The organism is Chloroflexia bacterium SDU3-3 (assembly GCA_009268125.1).
Taxonomy (GTDB): domain Bacteria; phylum Chloroflexota; class Chloroflexia; order Chloroflexales; family Roseiflexaceae; genus SDU3-3.
Genome location: WBOU01000029.1, coordinates 1 through 21,455, shown reverse-complemented (window position 1 = coordinate 21,455; position 21,455 = coordinate 1). Strand labels below are relative to the sequence as shown.

The window sequence follows — 21,455 nt, the reverse complement described above, 5'->3', positions numbered from 1 at the left end:
CGTACCCTATGCAAACGATCGTAACCGAAGTGCTTGTCATCGGCGGCGGCGCGACCGGCGCTGGCTGCCTGCGCGACCTGGCCATGCGCGGCATCCGCGCCGTGCTGGTCGAGAAGGGCGACATGACCCACGGCACCACGGGCCGCTACCACGGCCTGGTGCACAGCGGCGGGCGCTACGCGGTAAAAGACCCGCAGTCGGCCCACGAGTGCGCGGTGGAAAATAAGATCCTGCGCACGATCATGCCGCACTGCATCGAGGATACCAGCGGCTTCTTCGTGGCCACCCCCTGGGATGACCCGAGCTACGGCGACACCTTCTTGGAAGGCTGCCGCAAGACCGGCGTGGCCTGCGAGGAGATCAGCGTGGCCGAGGCGCTGCGCCGCGAGCCAGCGCTCAACCCGCGCATCAGCCGCGCCTTCGAGGTCAACGACGCATCCGCCGACTCGTTCCTGGCCACCGACCTGAACGTACTCTCGGCCAAGCACTACGGCGCGCAGGCCCTGCCCTACCACGCCGTGGTGGACCTCATCCGCGAGGGCGACCGCGTGGTGGGCGCGGTGGTGGAAGACCTGAGCACCGGCGAGCACAAGCGGATCGAGGCGGCCTATGTGCTGAACGCCGCAGGCGCGTGGGCGGGCAAGATCGCAGGCATGGCCGGGGTGAAGGTGACCGTGGTGCCCGGCAAGGGCGTGATGGTGGCCATGAACCACCGCATGGTCAACACTGTGATCAACCGCTGCAAGATGCCCGCCGACGGCGACATCATCGTGCCTGCCCACACCGTGGCCGTGATCGGCACCACCGACCGCCACGTGCCCGACCCCGATGTCTACGGCATCGACCCCGACGAGGTGGCCCTGATGATGGAGGAGGGCGCGAAGCTGGTGCCCAACTTCACATCCTACCGCGCCCTGCGCGCCTGGGCCGGGGTCCGCCCGCTCTACAAAGACCAGGATGTGGCCGACGACCGCGACATCAGCCGCACCTACAAGCTGCTTGACCACAGCCAGCGCGACGGCGTGGAGGGCCTGATGTCGATCGTGGGCGGCAAGTGGACAACCTACCGCATGATGGCCGAGGAGGCGGTGGACGCAATCGCCAAGAAGCTGGGCAACACCCAGCCCTGCCGCACCGCAGGCGAGATCCTGCCCCACAACCAAGCCGGCCACTTCCACCGCAAGGGCGAGCGGCTGGCCCAGATCGAGCGCGACGACACCTACGGCGACCTGATCTGTGAGTGCGAGCTGGTGACGCGCGGCGACGTGCTGGCCTCTATCCAGGCCGGGGCGCGCAACATCGACGACATCCGCCGCGACACCCGGCTGGGCATGGGGCCGTGCCAGGGCGGCTTCTGCACCTTCCGCGCCGTGGCCCTCTGGGAAGAGCAGAAGGCCGCGCAGCAGGCCGAGGGTGGCTCCTCCAGCGTCTCGCTCTCGGGCGCGCTGCTGCGCCACTTCCTCCAGGAGCGCTGGAAGGGCCTGACCGCCGTGATGTGGGCAGACCAGCTGCGCCAGGCTCGGCTCGACGAGATCATGTACCTCGACACGCTGGGTGTCGACCTGCTGCCCCCCGGCGGCGAGAACAGCCAGGCGGGCGAGGGCGTGGTCACCAAGCACGCCGCGATCGCCACCGAGTACGACAACGCATAAGCACCGCCGCGTGGCCCGGCCCGCCCTGGCCGCGCGACCGACACCGAGATAGAACCTATGCGAGACACTATTGTTATCGGCGCTGGCCTCTCGGGCCTGATGGCCGCGCTCCAGCTCGCCGAGGCCGGGCGCAGGCCGCTCGTGCTGGCCAAGGGCCAGGGCGCGACCCACTGGACACCCGGCACCATCGACATCTGGGGCGCGGTGGGCGACCAGACCCTGCGCGAGGCCCTAGAGGCCCTGATCGCCGGTCGGCCCGAGCACCCCTACGCCCGCGTGGGTGTGGCCCAGGTCGAGTCCGCCATCGAGCGCTTCCGCGCGCTGGTCGAGGCCGCCCGCTACCCCTACGTGGGCGGGCTTGACCGCAACGTGCTGCTGCCCACCGCCATCGGCGCGCTGCGCCCGGCGGCGCTGTTCCCCGCCACCATGGCGGCGGGCGACATGCGCCAGGGCGGCAAGACGCTGATCGCCGGGTTCCGCCAGCTGCGCGACTTCTTCCCGCCCATGATCGCTGCCAACCTGCGCGAGCAGGGCCACGACGCCCAGGGCGTCTACCTGGATCTACCCGCATCCACCGGGCGCACGCTCGATTTCAACACCCGCAGCTTCGCCCTGCTGTTCGACCGCCCCGAGTGGCGCGCGCAGATCGGCCAGCAGCTGCGCAAGCTGAAGGGCGACGCCACCCGCATCGGCCTGCCCGCCGTGCTGGGCCTGCACGACCCCATGGCCGTGGTGGCCGACCTTCAGCGCGAGGCCGGAGCCTTAATCTTCGAGATCCCCACCGTTCCGGCATCCGTCCCCGGCATGCGCCTGGCCGAGATCTTCGCCAGAGCGATCACGGCGGCGGGCGGGCGCATGCAGCTGGGCGCGTTCGTGGAGCGCGCCGAGGGCGAGGGCCAGCAGCTGCGCCATATCTACAGCGAGGCCGCCGCGCGCCAGCAGCAGCACAGCGCACAGCAGTTCGTGCTGGCCACCGGCGGCGTGGGCGGCGGCGGGGTCTGGAGCGACCCCGAGGGCAAGGTCTGGGAGCGCGCCCTGGGCCTGCCCATCCTGGCACCGCAGGGACGCGGCCAGTGGTTCTCGCCGCGCTTCCTCGACCCGACGGGCCACCCGATCTTCCAGGCCGGGGTGGCGGTAGATACGCGCTTCCGCCCGATCGATGGTGGGCAGGTGGTGTATGAAAATGTCGCGGTTGCTGGCGCGGCGCTTGCAGGCGCTGACCCTGTTCGCGAGCGCTGCTACAGCGGCTTGGCCCTGGCCACCGGCTACGCGGCAGCCCAGAGCCTGCTCTAGCGGCCCAACGATACCCAGCAGAAAACCAGCAGGAAACACCTATGGAACATACGATAGATCTGATCGAGCTGTCGCTTGAGCAGTCGCTCGACCACTGCATCAAGTGCAATATCTGCGCGTCGGCCTGCCCCGTCAGCGCCGTCACCGACAAGTTCCCCGGCCCCAAGTACGTGGGGCCGCAGGCCCAGCGCTTCCGCCAGGCCGGCCAGCCCACCCCCGACGAGTCGGTGGACTACTGCTCGGGCTGCCGGGTGTGCAACCAGGTCTGCCCCACCGGCGTGCGCATCGCCGAGCTGAACGCCCGCGCCCGCGCCAAGATCGTGGAGGAGAAGGGCCTGCCGCTGCGCAACCTGATGCTGGGCCACTCCGACATCATCGGCGTGCTGGGCAGCGGCCCGCAGGCCCCGCTGGCCAACTTCGCGGCCAACTTCGGCCCGGCCCGCTATGTGGCCGAGAAGCTGTTCGGCGTGGCACGCAAGGCCCCCTTCCCGCCCTTCAGCACCTACACCTTTCGCTCGTGGGTGAAGCGCCGCAGCCGCAGGCAAGCCCAGGAGGGCGGCAGCCCCACGCCCGCCGCGCCCACGGCCAGCGCAAAAAAACAGGTGGTCTTCTTCCACGGCTGCGCCACCAACTACTACGAGCCGCACGTGGGCAAGGCCGCCATCGAGGTGCTAGAGCTGAACGGCTACGAGGTGATCGTGGCCGAGCAGGGCTGCTGCGGCCTGCCGCTGCTCTCCAACGGGGCCTTCCCCGACGCGCAGAAGTACCACGACTACAACGTCGAGAAGCTCTACCCCTACGTCCAGAAGGGCATCCCAATCGTGGGCACCAGCACCAGCTGCACGCTGACGCTGAAGGAGGAGGCCCCCGAGCTGCTGGGCCTGCACTCCGAGCCGGTGCGCGCCGTGGCCGAGAACACCTACGATATCTTCGAGTTCCTGCGCATGCTGCACGAGAAGGGCGAGCTGAACACCAACTTCAAGCCCATCGAGCGCAGCCTGCCCTACCACGCGCCCTGCCAGCTGCGCGCCCACCGCATCGGCAAGCCCGCGCTCGACATCATGGAGCTAATCCCCGGCCTGACGATCACCGACAGCACCGCCGCTTGCTGCGGGATCGCCGGAACCTACGGCTTCAAGCAGGAGAAGTACCAGATCGGTATGGATGTGGGCAAGCCGCTGTTCGACTTCGTGCGCGAGAGCGGCAGCGATGAGGCCCTGTGCGACTCGGAGACCTGCCGCTGGCAGATCACCCACGGCAGCGGCGTGGCCAGCAAGCACCCGATCGAGATCCTGCGCGAGGCCTACAGCTAGCCCCCAGCAAAGCCCCATGCGCTGCGCGGCCAGCCCCGCGCAGCACCATCCCTGTGTGAGCCGCGCGCCCTTTTCTGCTATTGGCGCGCGGCAGAAAAAGAGGAACGCCTATGGTTAGCCTGCTCATCGTCTCTCATAGCGCCAAGCTTGCTGAGGGTATCCAAGAATTTGTCGGGCAAGCAACACACAACCAGATTAAAATCGTCGCAGCCGGTGGGCGCACTGATGGTGGGCTTGGCACCAGCGTAGACCGCATCCTAGATGGCCTGCGCGAGGCCGAGTCGCCCGAGGGTATCCTGGCCCTAGTCGATCTCTCCGGCGCGGTGATCGCACTTGAGACCGCGCTGGAGATGTACAGCGGCGTGCCGGTGCAGATCAGCGACGGCCCGATCGTCGAGGGCGCGTTTTTGGCCGGGGTGGAGGCCGCCAGCGGCGCGAGCCTAGCCGAGGCCGCCGCCGCCGCGCTGCAGGGCCGCGAGCTTGTGAAAGTGCAGGGGTAAAAGAAAAAATGAAAGAAGCAACTGTCGCCGTCGCCCATCCCGTCGGGCTGCACGCCCGCCCTGCCGCCAGCTTCGTGCAGGCCGCCCGCCAGTTTACCAGCAAGATCACCATCCAGAACCTCGACCGCCCCAGCACCAAGGCGGTGGCCATCAGCGCCTTCAACCTGCTGCAGATCGGCGTGAAGACCGGCCACCACGTGGTCATCCGCGCCGAGGGAGACGATGAGGATGCGGCGGTCGCAGCGCTCGTGAAGCTCATCCAGGACAACTTTGGGGAGTAGCGCCATGCCACACACGCTCACCGGGGTCGGCGGCGCGCCAGGGGTGGCGCTGGGCCCTGCGGCCCACCTGGCCGCCCAGGCCGCGCCCGCCGCGCCCGCCGACGCCAGCCCCCAGGCCGCGCTCGCGCGCTTCGCCCAGGGCCGCGCCAGCGCCGCCGAGCGCCTGCGCGCCCTGGCCCAGCAGTTCCGCGACGGGGGCCACGAGCAGGAGGCGGGCATCTTCGACGCCCAGGCCCTGCTGGTCGAGGACGACTTCCTGAGCGAGGAGGTGGCGCGGCTGGTGAACGACGAGCAGGCACCGCTGGAGCAGGCCGTGCGCCAGACCACCGCCGCCATGCGCGCCACGCTTGAGGCGCTGGACGACGACTACCTGCGCGAGCGCGCCGCCGATATGGACGCGGTGGGCCAAGAGATCCTGCTGGCCATCGGCGGCCAGCAGGCCCAGGCCGACATCCCCCCCGGCGCGATCATCCTGGCCGATGACCTGACCCCGACCCAGACCGCCGGGCTGCGCGGCGGCAGCGTGGCGGGCTTCGCCACCGCCTACGGCGGCCCCACCGGCCATACCGCCATCCTGGCTCGCTCGCTGGGCATCCCGGCGGCGGTGGGCCTTGGGCCAGGGCTGCTGGGCATCGCCCCCGGCACCCCGCTCATCCTCGACGGCGGCGCGGCCACCCTGATCGCCGACCCGACCCCACAGCAGCAGGCCAGCTACCGCCAGCGCGCCGAGGAGCTAGCCGCCGCCGCCGCGCGCCAGAGCGCCCTGCGCGGCCAGCCCGGCCAGCTGGCCGACGGCACGCCCGTGGCGCTGTGGGCCAACATCGGCAGCCCCGACGAGGCCCGGGCCGCCCGCGCCAGCGGGGCCGAGGGCGTGGGCCTGTTCCGCACCGAGTTCCTGTTCCTCGACCGCGCCAGCGCGCCCAGCGAGGACGAGCAGTACCATGCCTACCGCGCGGTGCTCGAAGCCATGGAGGGCGGCACCGTGGTGGTGCGCACGCTCGACATCGGCGGCGACAAGCCCCTGCCCTACCTGCCCATGCCCCACGAGGAAAACCCCTTCCTAGGCGTGCGCGCCCTGCGCCTATGCATGGCCCAGCCGCTGCTGTTCCACACCCAGCTACGCGCCCTGCTGCGCGCCGCGCCCCACGGCGACCTGTGGGTGATGCTGCCCATGGTCGCCACGCTCGACGACCTGCGCTGGGGCAAGGCCCGCCTGCGCGCCGCCGCCCAGAGCCTGGCCGATGAGGGCATCGCCCACCGCGCCGATCTGCCCGTGGGCATCATGATCGAGACCCCCGCCGCCGCCGTCACCGCCGACATCCTGGCCCGCGAGGCCGCCTTCTTCAGCGTCGGCTCGAACGACCTGACCCAGTACGCCATGGCCGCCGATCGCGGGCAGTCGCCGCTGGCTGCCCGCTACACCCACAAGTCCCCCGCCGTGCTGCGCCTCATCCAGCTGGCCGCCCAGGCCGCGCACGCCGCAGGCATCCCCATCGGCCTGTGCGGCGAGCTGGCCGCCGACCCCGAGGCCGCCCTGGCCCTGGCCGGCCTCGGCCTTGACGAGCTGTCCATGGTGCCCGCCGCCATCCCCTCCACCAAGGAGCAGCTGGGGCAGGCCACCCTGGCCCAGGCCCAGCAGGCCGCACAGCGCATGCTCGCTGGCGAGCACTGAGCAGCAGAGCCATTTACCGACAAAACTCTCGGCGCTGGCTCGGGGATCGCGAAAATATGATCACGATCCCCGAGCCAGCGCCGAGATTGGCATATACGCTCGATCTCATTTCTACAGTAGAGATATGCGTCGCAGGGTGATTATAATCCTACAATCCTATGTTATTTTCTCCTGAGATGAGTGTACCTCACCTGATGTTCATCCATGCACACAGGCTATCCCTATGCTTGCCTCCACAACCTGTATTGCCACAAGATCAAGAAAGTGTGCTGAAAGATACCAATGCCCCAAGATAGTTTATCTTGGGGCATTGGCATAATCGTAGCAGAAACGAGGCTATGCGCTGCCTAGCTCAGATCGCACTCGTAGCTGTCAATATCGACAAACGTGCCGCTAGAGGATATGTTCTTCTCGCCACTCACCTGTACGTGAATGGTATAGGGGCTACCAGTACCAAGCGGCATATCGGTGCTGATCGGGATGCGCACCTGGCGCGTCACGCCTGGCTCGAACAGATCCACCTTCGTCAGGCCGCGAATCTCACCAGGGTAGAACGGGCTGGTAAACCAGACATTCGCGATACCCCGGTTGTAGGCCTTGCTGGCAGTCAGGTAGAAGGCCACGCCATACGCTCCGCTGCCGCCCGCCGGGCAGGAAAAGGACGCCTCGGAACCTGTCACGTTCGACCAGTGCAGCGTCTGGTTCACCGCGCCGATCACCCCAGTAACCGCCTGCCAAGTACCGGTGTAGGTAATGTTGGTGTAGGTATCATCATAGCTGGGGTTCGCCGCCTGCGCCACCGTAAAGCTGCTTCCGATCATCACCACCGCGCTCAGGATTCCTGTCATAAGACGTCGGTTCCAAGCCATTGACAACTCCTTTTTATTCAGAAGACACACTCAACCTATGTATAAGGCACAATGTACCCTAGACACCATTTCTACACCGCCAACCTTGATATGTATGAGTATCAAGTTTAGCGTATTTTTGTATTGATATAAATTCGCCTTCAGGGACAAGCGCTATAGTATCATAGGTTCGCTATACTGTAAATACCCTATTAAATTATACTATAATTATTAAAATATCATTTAATAATCTATTTTATTTAACCTATATAGCAAAATGATACAAGCAAACATAGATAAACGTCATTTTTCAAAAAATTATCTGATATACATATACGCCTATATATGACAGGACATCCAGCCCAGCAATCCTACGAGGATGCAATGGCATGGAATGCTAGGATCTCCCCACGAAAAAGAGCCAGCCCAGCAGCCCGAAGCCCTAGCGGGCCGAAAACACCCAGCCAAGAAAACCGACCACCGCTAGCAGCCCGCCAACAATGCGCACAGATGTACCGTGGTATAATGGCTGGGCGCGGCCTCTGGGTGCCGTCCGAACGAGAAACACGGTATGAGCAATCTCCCATCACGTATTGGAAACTACACCCTCGATAGGCGGATCGGCAAAGGCGGATCGAGCGAGGTCTGGCTTGCGCGCCATCAGTCGCTCGAGAATCGGCCCGTCGCCATCAAGCTGCTGCTCTCGCAGGATCAGGAGTGGATCGAGCGATTCACGCTGGAGGCCGCGATCACCAGTCGGCTGCGGCACCCCAACATCATCCAGATCCTCGACCACGGCACGCAAGGCCCGCACCACTACACCGTCATGGAGTATGTCAACGGCGGGTCGCTGCGCGAGGCCTTCCGGCAGAGCAAGAAGCTCTCGCTCGATCAGGCCGTACACATCTTCCGCTGCGCCGGTGCCGCGCTCGACTTCGCGCACACCAGCGGCGTCATCCACCGCGACGTCTCGCCGGGCAATATTCTGCTTGAGTCGGGGGCCAAGCGCGTGCTGCTCACCGACTTCGGGATCGCGCGGCAGTCGGGCAAGGCCGGCATCACCACGGTGAGCGCGGTGATGGGCACGCCGGGCTACCTCTCGCCCGAGCACGCCGCCTCGGCCACGGCGGTCACGCACCTGTCCGACATCTACAGCCTGGGCGTGGTGCTGTTCGAGATGCTCAGCGGGCGGCTGCCCTGGGACCACACGCCCGGCATGGCCGACGGCGGCGGCGGCCCCTTCACCCCGCCCAAAACCCTGGCCGACGTGGGGGTGACCAACCTGCCCCCCGGCGTGGACCGCGTCATCCAGACCATGATGGCGGTGGACCCAACCAAGCGCTACCCCTCGGTGCAGCTGGCGCTAGAGGATCTAGAGGCGGTGCTGAACCGCCACACCGCCACCACCCAGGTGATCAGCCCCAGCGACAAGCCCAGCGCATCGCAGGGCATCACCGCCATCCGGGCCACCATCCCGATCACGCCGCCAGTCGAGCTGCACCCCGTCGAGACCGTGCTTGGCCCCGACCTGCTGAAGGGGCCGATCCAGGAGGCCCGCAAGCACGCCGACACACTCTCGAACCCGCAAGAGCTGGCCGAGCTGCTGAACGCGTGGAGCGAGCAGGGCCGCATGCGGCGCAGGCTGCTGGGCCGCCAGGCCGCCATGCACCGCATCACGCACACCAACATCTACTTCTACACCCTGCGCGTGCTCTACGAGACCCGCCTGCCACCCAAGAGCAGCGCCGAGCCAGATCGCAAGGCTGCCCAGTTCCCGCTGGAAAAAGAGCTGGGCCGCTGGGAGATGAGCTTGCCCGCGCCCAAGGGCTTTGGCCCCGAGCCGGGCGGCAGCGTGGTGGTGCCTGGCTCGGTGCGGGTGGTGAACTGCGGCGTGTGCAGCGGCGTGGCCCGCGTGCCGTGCCAGCGCTGCAAGGGCAAGGGCCGCATCACGATCGTGCGCGAGGCCCCGGTGGCCAGCGCCGCCACCGCGCCCAAGCCCGACGCCGCCAAGCCCGCAGGCCCCGGCGGCGCGGCCACCGCCAGCGCCACCGCAGCCCCGGCCAAGACCGAGACCATCATCCCCTGCCCCGACTGCACCGGCACGGGAGGGGTGAAGTGCGCCGCCTGCGATGGCGTGGGCCGCATGATCGAGCAGAAGACCGTGGCCTGGAGCCGCCGCACCATGGAGCTGAACAGCCACGACGACCTGCCCAATGTAGATGAGGCCTGGCTGGCCAAGACATGCACGCCCAGCGAGGTCTACCACGAGCGGCAGGTGGGCGGCTTCCGCGGCGCGTGGAAGAGCCTGCCCGCCGTGGCTGGCCTGATCAAAGAGGCCGAGAAAGGCGTGGTGGAGGACACCACCAAGATCGCGCTGACCGAGCTGGTGGTGAGCTTCATCCCTGTGGCCGAGCTGGTGTTCGACCTCGGCGAGATGCAGAAGGCCGCCGAGGCCCCCATGCCCAAGGGCAAGGAAGGCGTGACGCCCGCCCAGCAGCAGATCGTCAACACCTACAGCCTGCATATCTACGGCTTCCAGCACAACATCCCCAACGACTGGCGCTTCTTGAACTGGGATCGGGTGTACATGTGGGTTGCCATCGGGCTGGCGGTGGCGGTGCTGCTGCTGCTGGTGGTGATGCTGGTGACACGTTAGGGAGAAGGCATGATAGCATCGGTGCGCGGGGCGCTCATCTTTCTCGGCGTCGACCACTGCGTGGTGGAGATGGGCGGCATGGGTCTGCAGGTCTTCGCGCCCAAGACCGTGCTGGCCAACCTGGGCCAGCTGGGCGACGAGGTACGGCTCTACACCCACATGCACATCCGCGAGGATGCGCTGGCGCTGTACGGCTTCGCCACCATCGACCAGCGCCACCTATTCGAGACCCTGATCGGCGTGAGCGGGATCGGCCCCAAGGTGGCGCTGAGCCTGCTCTCCACCACCACCCCCGACGAGCTGCGCCTGGCGATCGCCGGGGGCGACACGGCGCGGCTGGCCAGGGTGCCCGGCATCGGCAAGAAGACCGCCGAGCGGCTGGTGCTAGAGCTGAAGACCAAAGTGGGTGTGAAGGGCGGGCCGCTGCCCGCTGGCGCCACACCCGCCGCCACCAGCGCCAACGCCGAGCTGGTGGAGATGCTCACCAGCCTGGGCTTCAGCGCCGCCGAGGCGGCGGGGGCCGTGGCCGCGCTGCCCGCCGACGCCCCCGCCGAGCTAGAGGAGCGGCTGCGGCTGGCGCTGCGCCACTTCGGCACGCCCTAGAACCTTTGCGTGCCAAAGTGCATTGCAAAGCCATACACCTTGCATACTGCTCTGTTGTGAGCTATACTGGCACATACGGTACTTGGTAGCATCCAGCAAGGAGCTGACACATGGCCCAGCCACAAGCCCGCCGCTTCTCTTTCCTACCCCGCCGCAGCGAGCCAGTCGATCCAGAGCCGCAGCCGATCACATCCACGCTGCCCAAGCTCTGGAAAGCGATGGTGCTGACCTCGTTCATCATGAACATCATCCTGCTCACGGTGGTGCTGCTGCTGGTTGGCTTTGTGTTCAGCTGGCGCACCCAGCTGTTTGGCGCGGGCGTGGGGCTACAGGGCTTCGCCACAGGCGAGGTATCCGAGCTGCGCGATGTGGTCGATCAGCTCCAGGCCGCACATATCCGCACCACCATCGCGCTCGACCAGCCGCTGCCGCTGCAGGGCGCAGGCGTGGTGGTGCCGGTCGACCAGGTGACGACCGTCACCCTGCAGGAGCCGGTGCCGCTGAGCCTGGCCGGTGCCGACATCGATCTGGGCGGGGGCAACCGACTGCGGGCCAGCAACATCAACCTGGTGCTGCCGCAGGGCACGCCGCTCAAAATCGCGCTGAAGATGGATATCCCGCTGGATAACGTGACCATCCCGATCAAGCTGGATGTGCCTGTCGACATCGCCATGAAAGACACCGAGCTGGCCCCGCAGTTCCGGCGGCTGGGCCAGGTGGTCGATCGGCTGGTCTACCCGATCGCACCCTTCCTGGGCCTGGATGTACCCCAGCCCGACCCGCTGCCAGCGCAAAAATAGGCCCGCTGGCCCGATCGAGACAATGTGATACCCGAGCGATGGTGTTCTGGGCGCAAAGCCCCGCATCATCGCTCGTTTTTTTGCAACACACCAATGGAGTTCCTGTGAAACACCTCATCCTCTGGGACATCGACGGCACCATCCTCCGCAGCGGCGGCGTGGCGGGCGAATCGCTGCGCGCGGCCATGACGCGCACCTTTGGCGTGATCACCGGTGCGCCCTTCGCCTACGCTGGCATGACCGACCGCCAGATCCTCTTCAACTCCTACCCCGACCACGACCAGGCCGCGCTGCTTGATCAGATGCCGGGCTTCATCGATATCTACATGGAGGAGCTATCCGCGCGCCGCGAGGAGTATGCGCGGCGCGGCGGGCCGATGCCAGGCGTGCGCGAGGTGCTCCAACACCTGCAGCAGACCCCCGACGTGCTGCAGACTCTGCTCACCGGCAACATCAAGGATAGCGCCCGCGCCAAGCTCTCGTTCTTTGGGCTAGATCACTACCTGGATATCGAGATCGGGGCCTACGGCAGCGACCACCACCACCGCCCGGCGCTCGTACCCTTCGCCGTGCAGCGGGCCGCCGCGCGCTACGGGCGCACCTTCAGCGGACAGGAGATCGTGGTGATCGGCGACACGCCCAACGATGTGGCCTGCGGCAAAGCCAATGGCGCGCGCATCATCGCCGTCGCCACCGGTGCGTTTACCAGCCAGCAGCTTCGCGAGGCTGGGGCCGATGCCGTGCTGGAAGATCTGACCGACACGGCGATCGCAGTCAAGATCATCCTGGGCGAATGAAGCCCAACCAGATTATCGCCGCTTGGAAGGGCGACAAGCGCTTCACCGCCATGGCCACCAGGGCGGCGGCGCTGAAGAAGCAGGGCGTAGCCGTGGAGCAGATCCAGGCCACCATCGCCCAAGAGTTCGGCCCGCCGCCCGAGATCGCCAGCATGCGCGAGGCGCCGCAGCCCTACCGTGTGTTCGGCGAGGTGGGCGCGGACATCGAGCAGCCAGCCGTGGCCCAGCTGGAGCTGGCGCTACGCCTGCCCATCGCCCTGGGCGGCGCGCTGATGCCCGACGGCCACCCCGGCTACGCTCTGCCGATCGGCGGGGTGTTCGCCGCACACCGCGCCGTGGCTCCGGCCATGGTGGGCGTGGACATCGGCTGCCGCATGCACCTCACCATCTTCGACATGTCGCCCGACGACCTGCTGACCAACCGCGAGGCCCTGTTCGCCAGCCTGCGCGAGGTTACCAGCTTCGGCGCGGGCGGCAACAGCCTGCGCAGCGCCGACCACGCCATCCTGGAGGATGCGCGCTGGGGTATGACCTCGCAGACCCGCAGCCTGCGCCAGAAGGCCGCCCAGCAGCTGGGCACCAGCGGCAGCGGCAACCACTTTGCTGAGCTGGTGGTGGGCGAGGCCATCGCACCCGACGCGGGCACCCCAGCGGCGTTCTGCGGCCTGCTCACCCACAGCGGCTCGCGCGGGGTGGGCTACGCCATCGCCAACACCTACATGCGGCTGGCCAGCCAGGAGACCGCGCAGCGCGCCAAGGTGCCGCGCATGTACGAGTGGCTAAGCCTGGATGGCGAGGCCGGGCAGGAGTACTGGCAGGCCATGGAGCTAGCGGGCGACTTCGCCAGGGCCAACCACGAGGTCATCCACGAGCTGTTCGCGCGGCGCGCGCGCCTGCGGCCACTGCTAACCGCGCAAAACCACCACAACTTCGCCTGGCGCGAGGGCGACGCGGTGATCCACCGCAAGGGGGCCACGCCCGCTGGCCCCGGCGATCTGGGGATCATCCCCGGTAGCATGGGCAGCGCCTCATACCTGGTGGCCGGGTTAGGCAACCCGCAGGCGCTCGCCAGTGCGTCGCATGGGGCTGGGCGGCTGGGCAGCCGCGCCCAGGCCCGCAGCCGGGTAAGCCTGGCCGAGGCGCGGCGCTGGATGCAGCGGCACGACATCCTCGTCGAGGGCCTGAGCGCCGACGAGGCCCCACACGCCTACAAGGACATCGAGCGGGGGATGCAGATCCAGGTAGACGCCGGGCTGGTGCGCCCGCTGGCGCGCATGCGCCCGGTGGCCGTGATCATGGCGGGCGAGGATGGCGACGACTAGCGGTCGGCGCGAATCCTATAGCGCAAAAACAGAGGCGGCTGGCGTATGCCAGCCGCCCTTGTGCACCTCGGACGCCCCGCCTAGCCTACCTTCCGCAAAGGCAGCAGCGGCCACAGGCGCGGCTCGCGGAAGTAGATGCCGCCCCAGATCATCAGCCCGATCAGCACGGGGAAGATGTAGCTGAACAGCCCGGTGTCGGCACGCAGGTGGATGGCGATCGCGCCGCCCAGGTAGCCGGTCTGCAGCACCGCGCCCAGCACGGCGGTGCGGGGGAATAGGTAGATCGCTAGGCAAGCCAGCTGCAGCACGCCCAGCACCGGCAGCACGCTGGCCGAGAAGCCCAGCGCCACGGTGGCCTCCACCGCCACCTGCGCCTGCATCAGCTTCACCACGCCATCCATCAGCAGAAACAACCCGGCCAGCGCCATGAGCACATAGCCAGCCCAGCGAATCTTCCCCGCAGAGGGGGCGGTAGCGACCGACGTCGACTGCATGCTTACGCTCCTTCTCACACGCACGTATGTTCTTTGTGAGTATACATGCAAAGAAAGGAAAAGCAAGTGCGACCATATGACGAAAAAAGCCCGCGCGCCAAACGGCACACGCGGGCAGGCAGACGGTAGGCGGGAAGACTACGCGATCACGCGCTCGATGATCTCCAGGTTCTCCTTGCCGCCGTAGAAGTCCCACCAGGGCTTCGCACCCTTGGCCAGCACGGCGTTCAGCGCGTGCACGTTGGCCAGACCGCGGTCCTCAAGCCAGGCCTCCAGCGCAGCCTCGCCCTCCAGGGCGTAGACCGGGATGGCATCCTGCCAGGTGGCGCGGCCGCACAGCACGCCCGAGAACGGCGTGCCAGCCTCGGCGGCCAGCTCCAGCGTGTCGCGGAACACCTCGTCGGTGACGCCCGCGCTCAGGTAGATGAAGGGCTTCTTGGCCAGGCTGGCCGCCTCGCGGAAGTGCTCCTTGGCCTCGTCGCGGCTGTAGGCCTTCTGGCCGCCGAACACCTTCATGCCCTCGACGAAGGTCACGTTCACCGGCACCTCGACCTTCAGGATGTCGACGTAGTACTCGGGCTTCGAGAACTCCTCCATGTAGCCCTTCACATAGCGGGGCTTGGCCTGGGCGAACTCGAACGCGCCGGTGATCTCGTCGTCGTAGGCGATCGGCTCAAGGAAGAACGGCACATCGTAGGCCGCGCACTCCGCGCCCACGCGCTGCACGAAGGCGTGCTTGATCACGTTCACGCTCTCGGCGTCGAACGGGTTGTAGTACAGCAGGATCTTGATCGCATCCGCGCCAGCGTCGATCAGGCGCTTCACGCTCCACTCGGGCAGCAGATCGGGCAGGCGGCCCTTCAGGGTCGCATCGTAGCCGGTCTTCTCATAGGCCAGCAGCACGCCGGTCTTCGGCGCGCGCTGCTTGATCGCCTCCAGGCCGAACTCGGGGTCCATCAGGATGGCGCTGGAGTGCTTGGTGAGCACGCGGGTGACGACGGCCTTAAACACCTCTAGGTCGTGGGCGTCGGCGGTGCCGTTCGCGCCGCGAGCCTTGGCGATCGACTTCTGCAGCGAGCCGCGCTGGTCCATCGCGGCGGCGGCGATCACGCCATTCTCGTCGGAGCAGGTGAGCAGGCGCTCGTACTTCCCTTTGGTGATCTTGACTTTGGCCATGGGATTAAACCTCCATCACATTGAGGCGTTATGGTTATATGCCTTCAATACAGATAATGTGTTGTGCGCCTATTGTAAAACCTCGCGCGATAATTGTAAATTGCGCGCCGGTAAAGGATCTTTCACGTAGTATTCGCGTCCATTGCCTCTTGCGGGTCTAGGCCATCAGGCGGAACACCAGCGTGATCACCGAGAGCGCCAGCAGCATGCCCATCGTCACCTGCATCACGGTGTGGTTGCCGGTGCGCACCCTGGCCCAGCCCACCGCCAGCGCGCACAGCCACAGCGCCAGGCCCAGCCCGCCCGAGTAGAGCGTGGCCACGGTGGCCGCCGAGGCCACCGAGCCAGCGTGCACGCTGATCTTCCAAAACATGTTGATGCCGAAGGCCAGCAGCCCGATCAGCAGCGACGAGGCCAGCAGCGCGAGGAACGGGCGCGGCAGGCCCAGGTAGGCCAGCACGCCGGTGCCCAGCACCATGGTCGAGATCGAGACCACGTACAGCTCGGTGCGCTGATGGCGCTGCGACACATCCTCGTCGCTATACACGCCCTGGCGCAGCCGCACGGCGAAGAAGATCGTGGTGGGCAGGATCATGGTCAGGACGCACACGATAGCCCACACGATGCCGCTGGAGGCGCTATCGGCGGCGTAGATCCCGACGACAAGAAACATGAAGATAGCCAGCGGCACCGGGTGAAAAATGCGCGAGAGCAGCAGGCCAAACGCATAGCTTCGGCTGGCGCGGTCATCCGCTAGGAGTTCGCTCGACATATGAGGTTGTTGGGCCATGCGTCTGTTTATCTCCTCTGTTGTGCCAGCTGCTCATAGCAGGCCAGCACCTGTTGCGCTGCGTGATCCCATGTGAAGCGGCGGGCCTGGGCAGGGCCTTGGGCGGCAAGCCGGGCGCGCAGCGCGCTGTCATTCATCAGGCGCTCGATCCCGCCCGCAATCGACGGCACCGACATCGCATCGACCAGCACCGCCGCGTCGCCCACCACCTCGGGAAGGCTCGAGTTGTCGGCGGTGAGCACGGGGGTGCCGCACGCCAGCGCCTCAAGCGCGGGCAGGCCGAATCCTTCATAGATCGAAGGATACACCATCGCCGAGGCTAAATTATACACCGCAGGCAGGTCGTTGTCACCCACATAGCGCAGCCAGCGGATGCGCTCGCCCAGCCCAGCCCGCTCGATCGCGGCGAAGATGCCCTCATCCATCCAGCCCCGGCTGCCGATCAGGATGAGCGCCAGATCAGGCGCGACCCGGCCCTGCGATACCACCTGGGCGAAGGCGTCCACCAGCCGCTCCACATTCTTGCGCGGCGAGAGCGTGCTGACAAACACCAGGAAGCGCTCGGGCAGGCCCAGTCGGGCGCGCACCTCGGCGCACTCCTCGGCGGGGCGCGGCCCGAAGCCTGCCGCCAGCCCAGGGTAGACCACGCTCATGCGCGACTCCGGCGCGCCCAGCAGACTCGTTATGTCGCGCTGGGTGGCCAGCGAGTCGGCTAGGATGTGGTCGGCGCGGCGGGCCGAGCGCGGCACCGCCCCGGAGAGGTAGCGCACCATGCTGGGCACCGTCAGCTCGGGGTGCACCAAGAACGACAGGTCGTGGACGGTGAGCAGGGTGCGGGCGAAGGTGGGCGGCAGCACGAAGTCGGGCGCGTGCAGCACATCCAGCCGCCCGGTGAACAGCTCCACCGGCAGCGGGGCGCGCAGCCGCTGCCACAGCTGGGTCAGGCGGCGCGGCGAGAGCGGTATGGGCGCGGCCCGCACGCCCGGGCGGCGGCACAGCCGGGCCAGCTCGGCCATGTATGGCCCGCCCGCATCCAGCCCGCCCGCCGCATAGAACAGCCGATACTGGTGCTGCGGCCCCTGCTCCAGCACCGCGCCGATCAGGTCGCGGGTGTAGCGCCCGATCCCCGCGCCCTGGTGCAGCGCCGCCGTGTAGTCGATACCAATGATCATAGGTGCCCCCGCCGCCGCACGGGCGGCGCACACAAAGGGCGAAAGGTAGCGCTACCTTTCGCCCTGGTCTTCCGAGTCGCGCCCGGTCACTTCCGCTTGCTGAAGATGTAGAGGATCAGGCCGAAGACCACGATGCTCCAAAAGTTGATGATGCGGTCCAGCAGCGTCACCGCCGTGGCCAGGTTCAGCTCCACCGAGAAGATCGTGGTCAGCACAAAGGCCACCGTGCCCTCCACCAGCCCGAGGCCGCCGGGCGTGGCCGGGATGGCGGTGAGCAGCGAGGATGCCAGCGCCACAAAGATGATCGCCGCGATGCCGATGCCATCGATGTGCATCGCCTCGATCACAAAGTACAGCCGCATGCCCTCCAGCAGCCACACCAGCGCGGTCAGCAGCACCAGCTTGGGCAGGATGGCCGGGCGGAACGAGCTAAGCGCCGCGTGCTCGAAGCTGACGTACATGCGCTGGAACCGGCCAGGCACGATCTTGCGGATGTGCGGGCCGAAAAAGCGCATGCCCGCCAGACCGATGACGATCGCCACCACCAGCACCAGCCCGCCGCCAAAGATGATGCCCGTGCCCGGCGGCATGTGCACCCCAAACACCGACCACGCCGAGAGCATCAGGAAGGCGAACAGGCACAGCATGTCCAGCAGGCGCTCGGCAAAAATAGTGCCCAGGGTGGAGGAGAACGAGACCCCGCCGTTGTGCTTCAGCAGGTAGCCACGGTAGGCGTCGCCCAGCTTGGCCGGCACGATGCAGTTGGCAAACCACGAGAGGCCCACATACTCCACCAGCGCTGGCAGCGAGGCCCAGGTCTTGCGGCCCTCGGCGATCGGCACATCGGCGTTTTCCATCAGCACGCGCCAGCGGTAGGCGCGGATGGGGAAGGTCGCATAGAAGGCCACGAAGCCTAGCAGGTAGAGGCCCAGGTTGGCCTGCTTCATGTTGGCCCAGATCGTCGCCGCATCCAGGTCGAAGTTTTTGACGATCACGAAGATGATCGCCACCACCAGCACCAGCGAGATCAGCGTGCGGGGGTTGCGCACGGCCTTGCCGAGCGAGAAGCCCTCGCGCTCGACAGACTCGGCATCGGCAGAAAGCTGGGGTGCCTCCTCGGAAGAAGACTCGGAAGATTGTTCGTTGATCACGGTGTCCGCTGATCCTTTCCTATCACAGCGATCGTTATGTTGGCGAAAGTATCGGCTAGCCGTTGATCGCGCGGCTCAGGCCCTCGCGCTGGTACCACTCCCAGAAGTTGGCCAGGCCCACATCCAGCGTGGTGCGCGGCGCGAAGCCCAGCAGGGCCTGGGCCTTCTCGGTGTTGGCGTAGGTGATGGTCGGCTCGGTGGCGGGCAGCGGCTTCGACACCACCTGCGCCTCCATGCCGGTGATCTCCTCCAGCTTGGCCACAAACGCGCGCAGCTCCACCGGGCTGGAGTTGCCCAGGTTGAAGGTATCAAAGGCGATATCGGCATCCAGCGCGGCCATCACGCCTGCCACAATATCGGCCACATAGGTCCAGTCGCGGTAGATGCCCTCGCCGCCATTAAACAGCGTGATCGGCTGGCGGCGCACCATGGCGTCCACGAACAGGTGCGGCGTCATATCGGGGCGACCGCGCGGGCCGTACACCGTGAAGAAGCGCACCACGCGGGTGGGGATCTTGTACAGGTTGTGGTAGGTGTAGGCCAGCAGCTCGGATGCGCGCTTGGTGGCGGCGTAGGGCGAGAGCGGCTGCACGGCGGGCAGGCTCTCGACCCAGGGCGTGGGCGAGAAGCCGTAGACCGAGGATGTGGAGGCCAGCACCAGCCCGCCCACCGCATAGCGCCGCGCCATGTCCAGGATGTTGAGCGAGCCGCGCACGTTCACCTCCTCGTACAGGCTGGGCTGCTCGACCGAGCGGCGCGGCCCGGCCATCGCGCCCAGGTGGGCCACGCGGTGTGGGCGGTGGGTGGCGAAGATCTCCTCCAGCGCGGGGGCGTCGCAGATGTCGGCCTGGGCCAGGGTATAGCCGGGGCGCTCAAGCGCGGCGGCGATGTTGCGCCGCTTGCGCGCGGGGTCGTAGTAGGTGTTGAAGTTATCGACGCAGATCACTTCATCGCCGCGTGCCAGCAGCGCTTCGCTCAGGTGGCTGCCGATAAAGCCAGCGCCACCGGTGATAAGGTATCGCATACAGTTTCAGCTTTAGCAAAGAGCACGGGCGGCCCACATCAGCGGCGCTCGTCCCCTTCATCATGCGGCTCGGGCGCTTCAATGCGCGGGAGCACGGCGAGGATAGCCCAGACGCCAGACAGCTGCACGCCCAGGTTCAGCACGTGCAAGTTCTCAAACATGTTGTGTCCAGCGACGGCTGCGATGATACCACAACATCCCGCCGCGACGCTACGGGCCAGCCAGCCGCGCGCGCGGCCCATGGCCCGCACGGCCAGCCAGATGCTCGCGCCCAACAGCGCCAGGTAGGCCGCCGCCCCCAGCGCGCCAGCCTCGGCGGCCATGTGCAGGTAGAAGTTGTGGGCGTGCCCGCGCGAGACATACCACGGCGCGCTGGCCACGTGGCTGTAGGCGGGCGTGAAGTTGCCGGGGCCGACGCCGGTGAGCGGGTGGGCCAGGAACATCTGCGCCCCGGCCTTCATCTGGGCCATGCGCTCGACCAGCGCGAAGTTCTCGGGGGTGACGGTGACCGTCGCGGGGTCGAAGAAGTTGAGCATGCTGGTGAGCCGCGTCATGCGCCCGGCCACCGCATCGGGCAGCAGCCGCACACCGCCCAGCGCCAGGAAGCCCACCAGCGCGCCCGCCGCGCCGAACGCGCCCGCCGCCCAGCGCCGCCCCAGCGTGGCCAGCAGGCCCACGCAGCCCAGCAGCCCGCCCACCCAGCCGCCCAGCGAGAACGAGGCCAGCAGCGCCCCGCCGGTGACGCCAGCAGCGCCCACCAGCCCGGCCAGCGGCGCTAGCCGCAGCCCCGTGCGCCGCCCGCGCCACACCGCGCCCACCGCCAGCGCCACGGCCAGCGGCCATGCCATGTTCATATAGCCCGCGAACGAGTTGGGCTGGCCGATGCTGCCGTAGGCCCGCACGAAGGGCAGGCTGGCCGCGATCCGGAAGCTGGCCGGGCCGTAGCCCGCGAAGAACTGGAACAGGCCGATCAGCGCCTCGGCGGCGGGCGCGGCCAGCAGGCAGGCCAGCAGGCCCAGCGCCTGCCAGCGCTCGCGCACCACGCTGGCGGCCACCAGCCACACCAGGAAGGCCACGCCCCAGCGCATGGTGGCCTTCAGGGCCTCGCCCTGATCGTAGGGGGTGAGCGATGCCGAGAGCGCCAACGCGGCCAACAGCGCCAGCCAGGCCCACAGCATGGGGCCGCCCGCCAGCCGCTGCTGGGGCTGGGCCAGCAGGCGCAGCAGCCAAGCCCCAGCCATCAGCAGCACGGCGGCCTGGGTCAGGCTGGTGCCGCCCGGCAGCAGCACGTACTGCTGCACCGGCACCGAGAGGATGGCGAGGTATACGCCCCACACTGGCCCGACCCAGGCCAGCGCGGCCACGGCCACCAGCGCCACCAGCGCCAGCGCAATGCGCAGCGGGGCCAGGGCCAGCACCAGCGCCAGCGCGGCAAGCAGGGTGATCGCAAGGGGCATGGGGATGGGCGAGCGGAGGCGGAAAGCAGCTTGGCGCATGGGTAAAAAAGGCAGACAGCCGTGGGCCGTCTGCGTCATCGCAGGAAACACATATAGCGGCGCATTATACCATGGGAACGGTTTTCACCACGAAGATGCGGGGGTTTGTTACCACCAAGACTCCAAGACTCCAAGGGAAGGAGAAAAGATCTATACGGCAAACATACGAAGGAGAGCACGGCGATGCAAAATGTCGGCTCCTCCATCACTTCCCCCTGCCCTTCCGCCACTTCCCCCTGCCCTTCCGCCACTTCCCCCTGCCCTTCCGCCACTTCCCCCTGCCCTTCCGCCGCTTCCCCCTGTCCTTCCGCCGCTTCCCCCTGTCCTTCCGCCGCTTCCCCCTGCCCTTCCGCCGCTTCCCCCTGCCCTTCCGCCGCTTCCCCCTGCCCTTCCGCCGCTTCCCCCTGCCCTTCCG

Annotated in this window: 19 protein-coding genes and 1 pseudogene; 12 read left to right on the top strand and 8 right to left on the bottom strand. The window is 67.3% G+C overall.

Translation table 11 applies throughout. The features are described 5' to 3' along the window. The first annotated feature begins 8 nt into the window (after nt 1-8). The 6 genes from glpA to ptsP all read left to right on the top strand — a co-directional run bounded on the left by glpA (nt 9) and on the right by ptsP (nt 6,711). Nucleotides 9-1,652 carry an anaerobic glycerol-3-phosphate dehydrogenase subunit A gene (gene glpA / locus F8S13_26825; protein KAB8139774.1) on the top strand — a complete coding sequence of 548 codons (1,644 nt, stop codon included), beginning with the start codon at nt 9-11 and terminating at the stop codon, nt 1,650-1,652. A 57-nt stretch (nt 1,653-1,709) separates the two neighbouring features. Next, the gene (gene glpB, locus F8S13_26820; protein ID KAB8139773.1) at nt 1,710-2,945 is read left to right on the top strand and encodes a glycerol-3-phosphate dehydrogenase subunit GlpB; all 1,236 of its coding nucleotides are present in this window, start codon (nt 1,710-1,712) and stop codon (nt 2,943-2,945) included. A 53-nt stretch (nt 2,946-2,998) separates the two neighbouring features. Beyond that, on the top strand, nt 2,999-4,258 hold the full coding sequence (locus tag F8S13_26815; GenBank protein ID KAB8139784.1) for an anaerobic glycerol-3-phosphate dehydrogenase subunit C: 1,260 nt from the start codon (nt 2,999-3,001) through the stop codon (nt 4,256-4,258). A gap of 110 nt (nt 4,259-4,368) precedes the next feature. Then, entirely contained in the window at nt 4,369-4,758 is a 390-nt protein-coding gene (locus F8S13_26810) for a PTS mannose transporter subunit IID (GenBank protein ID KAB8139772.1), read from the top strand. 8 nt (nt 4,759-4,766) lie between these two features. Further along, entirely contained in the window at nt 4,767-5,039 is a 273-nt protein-coding gene (locus F8S13_26805; protein KAB8139771.1) for an HPr family phosphocarrier protein, read from the top strand. A 4-nt stretch (nt 5,040-5,043) separates the two neighbouring features. Continuing rightward, a complete protein-coding gene (gene ptsP / locus F8S13_26800) occupies nt 5,044-6,711 on the top strand; it encodes a phosphoenolpyruvate--protein phosphotransferase (GenBank protein ID KAB8139770.1) in 1,668 nt (555 codons plus the stop codon). Between the two features lie 347 nt (nt 6,712-7,058). On the opposite strand, the gene F8S13_26795 is transcribed toward ptsP, so the two are convergent. After that, on the bottom strand, nt 7,059-7,580 hold the full coding sequence (locus F8S13_26795; GenBank protein KAB8139769.1) for a hypothetical protein: 522 nt from the start codon (nt 7,578-7,580) through the stop codon (nt 7,059-7,061). A gap of 550 nt (nt 7,581-8,130) precedes the next feature. On the opposite strand from F8S13_26795, the gene F8S13_26790 reads away from it, so the two are divergent. The 5 genes and pseudogenes from F8S13_26790 to F8S13_26770 all read left to right on the top strand — a co-directional run bounded on the left by F8S13_26790 (nt 8,131) and on the right by F8S13_26770 (nt 13,737). Then, nucleotides 8,131-10,215, top strand: coding sequence for a protein kinase (locus F8S13_26790; GenBank protein ID KAB8139768.1), 2,085 nt, complete (start codon nt 8,131-8,133; stop codon nt 10,213-10,215). Nucleotides 10,216-10,224: 9 nt separating this feature from the next. Continuing rightward, nucleotides 10,225-10,818: a Holliday junction branch migration protein RuvA gene (ruvA, locus tag F8S13_26785; GenBank protein ID KAB8139767.1), complete on the top strand. Its 594-nt coding sequence runs from the start codon at nt 10,225-10,227 to the stop codon at nt 10,816-10,818. 209 nt (nt 10,819-11,027) lie between these two features. Continuing rightward, nucleotides 11,028-11,618 (top strand): annotated as a pseudogene (locus F8S13_26780) (hypothetical protein). A gap of 104 nt (nt 11,619-11,722) precedes the next feature. Continuing rightward, entirely contained in the window at nt 11,723-12,415 is a 693-nt protein-coding gene (locus tag F8S13_26775) for an HAD hydrolase-like protein (GenBank protein ID KAB8139766.1), read from the top strand. Next, nucleotides 12,412-13,737: an RtcB family protein gene (locus F8S13_26770; protein KAB8139765.1), complete on the top strand. Its 1,326-nt coding sequence runs from the start codon at nt 12,412-12,414 to the stop codon at nt 13,735-13,737. The genes F8S13_26775 and F8S13_26770 overlap by 4 nt, the downstream gene beginning before the upstream one ends. An 80-nt stretch (nt 13,738-13,817) precedes the next feature. Here the strand turns inward: F8S13_26770 and F8S13_26765 are convergent, their stop codons facing one another. From F8S13_26765 to F8S13_26735, 7 genes are all read right to left on the bottom strand, one after another. Then, nucleotides 13,818-14,231, bottom strand: coding sequence for a DoxX family protein (locus tag F8S13_26765; protein ID KAB8139764.1), 414 nt, complete (start codon nt 14,229-14,231; stop codon nt 13,818-13,820). Between the two features lie 138 nt (nt 14,232-14,369). After that, nucleotides 14,370-15,407: a tagatose 1,6-diphosphate aldolase gene (locus F8S13_26760; GenBank protein ID KAB8139763.1), complete on the bottom strand. Its 1,038-nt coding sequence runs from the start codon at nt 15,405-15,407 to the stop codon at nt 14,370-14,372. A gap of 157 nt (nt 15,408-15,564) precedes the next feature. Beyond that, on the bottom strand, nt 15,565-16,197 hold the full coding sequence (locus F8S13_26755) for a phosphatase PAP2 family protein (protein KAB8139762.1): 633 nt from the start codon (nt 16,195-16,197) through the stop codon (nt 15,565-15,567). An 8-nt stretch (nt 16,198-16,205) separates the two neighbouring features. Next, nucleotides 16,206-17,369: a glycosyltransferase family 4 protein gene (locus F8S13_26750; protein KAB8139761.1), complete on the bottom strand. Its 1,164-nt coding sequence runs from the start codon at nt 17,367-17,369 to the stop codon at nt 16,206-16,208. Between the two features lie 86 nt (nt 17,370-17,455). Beyond that, nucleotides 17,456-18,520, bottom strand: a complete 1,065-nt coding sequence (locus F8S13_26745) for a flippase-like domain-containing protein (GenBank protein ID KAB8139760.1) — start codon at nt 18,518-18,520, stop codon at nt 17,456-17,458. Nucleotides 18,521-18,575: 55 nt separating this feature from the next. Further along, on the bottom strand, nt 18,576-19,544 hold the full coding sequence (locus F8S13_26740) for an NAD-dependent epimerase/dehydratase family protein (GenBank protein ID KAB8139759.1): 969 nt from the start codon (nt 19,542-19,544) through the stop codon (nt 18,576-18,578). Nucleotides 19,545-19,582: 38 nt separating this feature from the next. Further along, nucleotides 19,583-21,001: an O-antigen ligase family protein gene (locus F8S13_26735; protein ID KAB8139758.1), complete on the bottom strand. Its 1,419-nt coding sequence runs from the start codon at nt 20,999-21,001 to the stop codon at nt 19,583-19,585. Between the two features lie 222 nt (nt 21,002-21,223). On the opposite strand from F8S13_26735, the gene F8S13_26730 reads away from it, so the two are divergent. Continuing rightward, nucleotides 21,224-21,455 (top strand): nitrate ABC transporter ATP-binding protein (locus tag F8S13_26730; protein ID KAB8139757.1); only part of this gene is annotated, 232 nt, incomplete at its 3' end.

Excerpts from the sequence above, each read along its gene's own strand:
- F8S13_26740 (KAB8139759.1), bottom strand. The coding sequence starts at position 19,544 with ATGCGATACCTTATCACCGGTGGCGCTGGCTTTATCGGCAGCCACCTG.
- F8S13_26755 (KAB8139762.1), bottom strand. The coding sequence starts at position 16,197 with ATGGCCCAACAACCTCATATGTCGAGCGAACTCCTAGCGGATGACCGC.
- F8S13_26735 (KAB8139758.1), bottom strand. The coding sequence starts at position 21,001 with ATGCCCCTTGCGATCACCCTGCTTGCCGCGCTGGCGCTGGTGCTGGCC.
- F8S13_26795 (KAB8139769.1), bottom strand. The coding sequence starts at position 7,580 with ATGGCTTGGAACCGACGTCTTATGACAGGAATCCTGAGCGCGGTGGTG.
- ruvA (KAB8139767.1), top strand. The coding sequence starts at position 10,225 with ATGATAGCATCGGTGCGCGGGGCGCTCATCTTTCTCGGCGTCGACCAC.
- F8S13_26770 (KAB8139765.1), top strand. The coding sequence starts at position 12,412 with ATGAAGCCCAACCAGATTATCGCCGCTTGGAAGGGCGACAAGCGCTTC.
- ptsP (KAB8139770.1), top strand. The coding sequence starts at position 5,044 with ATGCCACACACGCTCACCGGGGTCGGCGGCGCGCCAGGGGTGGCGCTG.
- F8S13_26805 (KAB8139771.1), top strand. The coding sequence starts at position 4,767 with ATGAAAGAAGCAACTGTCGCCGTCGCCCATCCCGTCGGGCTGCACGCC.
- glpA (KAB8139774.1), top strand. The coding sequence starts at position 9 with ATGCAAACGATCGTAACCGAAGTGCTTGTCATCGGCGGCGGCGCGACC.
- F8S13_26765 (KAB8139764.1), bottom strand. The coding sequence starts at position 14,231 with ATGCAGTCGACGTCGGTCGCTACCGCCCCCTCTGCGGGGAAGATTCGC.
- F8S13_26790 (KAB8139768.1), top strand. The coding sequence starts at position 8,131 with ATGAGCAATCTCCCATCACGTATTGGAAACTACACCCTCGATAGGCGG.
- F8S13_26810 (KAB8139772.1), top strand. The coding sequence starts at position 4,369 with ATGGTTAGCCTGCTCATCGTCTCTCATAGCGCCAAGCTTGCTGAGGGT.
- F8S13_26760 (KAB8139763.1), bottom strand. The coding sequence starts at position 15,407 with ATGGCCAAAGTCAAGATCACCAAAGGGAAGTACGAGCGCCTGCTCACC.
- F8S13_26750 (KAB8139761.1), bottom strand. The coding sequence starts at position 17,369 with ATGATCATTGGTATCGACTACACGGCGGCGCTGCACCAGGGCGCGGGG.
- glpB (KAB8139773.1), top strand. The coding sequence starts at position 1,710 with ATGCGAGACACTATTGTTATCGGCGCTGGCCTCTCGGGCCTGATGGCC.